Genomic DNA, 4,167 nt, shown 5'->3' with positions numbered 1-4,167 from the left:
GGACGCTCCAGGTACCCCCGGGCTACGCCCTCGCCGCCCAGGTACAACTCGCCCGCCACGCCAATGGGTTGCAGGTTGAGTTGCGAGTCCAGAACATAGCCGCTGCGATTGCCCAATAGTGTGCCGATTGGCGCGTAGACGGCGCCGCATGGGTCTCCTTTGCGGGCCTTCCACAGCAACGGCGTGACCACGGTTTCGGTGGGGCCATAGCCATTGAACAGGTAGGTTGGCTTGAGTGCGCGCCAGGCCAGGTCGTAACTGGCTTGGGCGACGGCATCACCGCCGAAGCAGTACACACGAACAGCCGGTGGGTTGCCGTCGCGTTCAGCGTGTTCGGCCAGCTGTTGCAGGTACACCGGCGGGAACACGGCCATGGTCACGTTATGGCGGTGCATTTGTTCGTAGGTGTATTCGGGCAGCCACAGGCTGTCGTCACGGATCAGCACGCTGGCACCGTTGATCAGTGGGTGCATCCAGCCTTCGTGAGAGCCGTCGAAAGCGAATGACATGAAGTGCAGTTCGCAGTCCGCCGGGCTGGTTTCGTAGCGCTCGCCGGTCGCGATAATGTGCGCCACCAATGGGCCGTGGGAGACCGCCACGCCCTTCGGCATGCCCGTGGAGCCGGAGGTGTAGATGACGTACGCCAGGTTGTCGCCGTCCAATTCGACGTGCGGTGCGGTATCGCTGTAATCGCTCCAGTCTTCGGTGCGATCAATCGCCAGGCTATCCAGGCCGTCGGGGATCGGCAGTTGCTGCAAGGCACGGGTGTGCGTCAGCAACAATTGCGCACGGCTGTCTTGCATCATGTACAGCAGGCGATCACGCGGGTATTCGATATCCAGCGGCACGTAGACACCACCGGCTTTCATCACCGCAAGAAACGCCACCATGCTCTCGGCACTGCGCGGCATGGCAATCGCCACGCGCACTTCGGGGCCGACGCCTCGGGCGATCAAGGCATGTGCGAGGCGGTTGGCCTGGCTGTCCAGCTGGCCATAGCTCAGGGTTTGCGCATCGAACTTCACCGCCACCGCATTGGGGTTTTCAGCCGCGCGGTCGGCGAACAGTTCATGGACCAGGCGCGTGGCCGGGAAGCCAGAGTCGGTGCGATCCCACAGTTGGAGAATGTGCTGTTGCTCGTCACGGTCCAGCAGGTTCAACTGACCAATGTTCTGTTGCTGATCGGCAACCATCGCCTGCAAGAGGTTCTGCCAATGCCGCGCCATGCGCTCAATGGTGGCAGCGTCGAACAGATCGGTGGCGTACCCCAGCGACGCCCAGAGCCCGTCCGCACTCTCCTGCACATCCAGGTCGAGGTCGAAATGGGCGGTACGCCGATCCCACGCCAAGCCTTCAATACGCAAGTGGGCCAAGGCTTGCGGCGCGTCGCCCGGGCGCCCTTCGGCCTGGTGGTTGAACATCACCTGGAACAGCGGGTTGAGGCTCAGGCTGCGCTCGGGCTGCAAGGCTTCGACCAGTTGCTCGAACGGCAGGTCCTGGTGCGCCTGGGCATCCAGGGCACGCTGTTTGACCTGAGCGAGCAACTGGGCAACGGTGGTGTGCCCGTCGATATCGGCCTTGAGCACCTGAGTGTTGACGAAAAAGCCGATCAGCCGCTCGGTTTCGACGCGATTGCGGTTGGCGACGGGCACACCGACGCGAATATCCTGTTGGCCGCTGTAGCGGTGTAACAACGTCTGGAACGAGGCCAGCAGCAACATGAACAGCGTCACGCCCTGCGCCTGGGCCAAGGCCTTGAGATCGGCGGCCAGGGCGGTTGGCAGCGGCACCTCCAGACGCGCGCCGCGGTGGCTCTGCTGCGCCGGGCGCTGATGATCGAGCGGCAGCTCCAGCACGGGTTGTTCACCGCCGAGCAGTTCACGCCAGTAGTCGAGCTGGCGGGCCTTCTCGCCGGCTTCCATCCAGGTGCGCTGCCACACGGCATAGTCGGCGTACTGGATCGGCATGCCCGGCAGTTGCGGCGCCTGGCCCTGGCTGAACGCGGCATACAACTGCACCAGCTCGTCGACCATCACTTGCATCGACCAGCCATCGGACACGATGTGATGCTGCACCAGCACCAGCACATGCTCGTCTTCAGCCAAACGCAGTAAGGTCACACGCAGCAAGGGCCCTTGCTGCAAATCAAAGGGACGGGCGATCTCGGCCTCGACCTGCGCTTGCAGATCAGCTTCGTCGACCCCACGCACGTTGATCGGCAAGGCGCCGTCAGGCTGAATCACTTGCCGCGCACCGTCCGGCTGTACCTGCACACAGGTGCGCAGGCTTTCGTGACGGGCCACCAGGGCGTCGAAACTGCGTTGCAGGGCCGAGACATCCAACGCACCTTTGAGGCGCAAGGCGCTGGGGATATGGTACGCCGCGCTGTCCGGGTCCAGTTGCCAGAGGAACCATTGGCGTTCCTGGGCGTAAGACAGCGGCAGCGGTTGTTCGCGACCGACCGCGATAAGTGGCGGTGCCTGCTCACCTTCCGGCGCTTCCAAGGCTTGCAGGGCGCTGGCAAAACCTTCGAGCCTGGGTTGCTCGAAGACCAGCTTCAGCGGGACTTCACGGCCCAATACATGGCGCAGGCGCGAGACCACCTGCATGGCCAATAACGAGTGGCCGCCCATTTCAAAAAAGTGGTCCGTCAGCCCTACCCGCTCGGCGCCCAGGATATCGGCCCAGACAGCGGCGACCTGTTGCTCCAGTTCGGTGACGGGCTCGACCCACAGCTGCTGCGATTGGCTGGCATCGGGCTTTGGCAGCGCCTGGCGATCCAGTTTGCCATTCGGGTTCAGCGGCATGCGTTCAAGGAAAACCAGGTGCGCCGGCACCATGTAGTCCGGCAGTTGTTCACGCAGAGTCGACTTCAGGGCTTCGGCGTCGGTTTGCTCGCTGACCAGATAGGCCACCAACTGGTTGTCGGCAGCCAACACCAGGGTTTCACGTACGCCGTCCTGGGCCAGCAACAGCGCTTCGATTTCCCCCAGCTCGATACGAAAACCACGGATTTTCACCTGATGGTCGACCCGGCCGACGTACTCGATTACACCGTCAGCGCGGTAGCGCGCCAAGTCACCCGTGCGGTACAGGCGCTCACCGGTTTCGCCGAACGGGTCCGGTACAAAACGCTCGGCCGTCAGCAACGCCCGGTTCAGATAGGCACGCGCCAAGCCGCAGCTGCTGCCGATGTACAACTCGCCCACGGCGCCCAGCGGCGCCAGGTTCAAGTCACGATCCAGCACATACAACGCCCGCCCTGGCAGTGAACGGCCAATCGGGCTGGCGGTGGCGCCGATCAGTTCGGTGCCTGATGTGCAGTCCAGCACGCTCGATACAACAGTGGCCTCCGTCGGGCCGTAGGTATTGAGCAAACGCACATGGCCAAGCCCGGCCTTGAGCCACTGCGCCGGGCCGTCCAGCGGCATGGCTTCGCCACCGATGTGGATCTGGCGAAGCGAACCGTAAGCACGCGGGCCAGCGGCCAGGCAGTCGAGCAGGAACAGGTTCCAGTAGGCGGTCGGCAAGTCGGCCAGGGTAATGCCCTGGGCGATGATTTCCTCGTACAGCCGCGCACTGTCCCACAGCTCGGGACCGCGCAGCACAACCGTGGCGCCATGGGTCAACGCCGGGTACAGCTGTTCAACAAAACCGTCGAAGTTCAGGGTAGCGAATTGAAGAACGCGGTCTTCCGAGGTCAACCGTGAATAGCCAGCAGCAATGCTGGAAAACTCAGTCAGCGCCGCATGGTTGATCGCCACGCCCTTGGGTTTGCCGGTGGAGCCGGAGGTGTAGATCACATAGGCCAGGTTCTGCGAAAAAACCGTTATCTGCGGATCGCTTTCAGGGCACAACGCCAGGTGCGCATCCGCCAGATCGACCGTCGCCATGCCTTCGGGCAATGGCATCGCCACATGAGACTGGGTCAGCACCAGGCGCACGCCGCTGTCTTCAAGCATATGCAACAGGCGTTCACGCGGGTATTGCGGGTCCAGCGGCACATAGGCGCCGCCGGCCTTGAGCACTGCCAATAGGCTGACCACCATGTCGAACGAACGCTCGACCGCCACGCCCACCAGCACTTCCGGGCCAATGCCCTGGCCGATCAGGTGATGCGCGAGGCGGTTGGCCTGGCGATTCAGTTCGGCGTAGCTGATGGACTGG

General features: G+C 63.3%; 1 protein-coding gene. It reads right to left on the bottom strand.

The genetic code is table 11. From position 1 onward, the window contains the following. Positions 1-4,167, bottom strand: a 4,167-nt coding sequence (locus BFP95_RS05850) for a non-ribosomal peptide synthetase (protein WP_139115296.1), incomplete at both ends; no start/stop codon positions are given.

Origin of the sequence: Pseudomonas sp. 58 R 12 (genome assembly GCF_900005865.1) — a bacterium.
GTDB lineage: Bacteria > Pseudomonadota > Gammaproteobacteria > Pseudomonadales > Pseudomonadaceae > Aquipseudomonas > Aquipseudomonas tritici.
The sequence above is the reverse complement of the archived record's forward strand: the minus strand, read 5'-3'. Positions and strand labels throughout refer to the sequence as shown.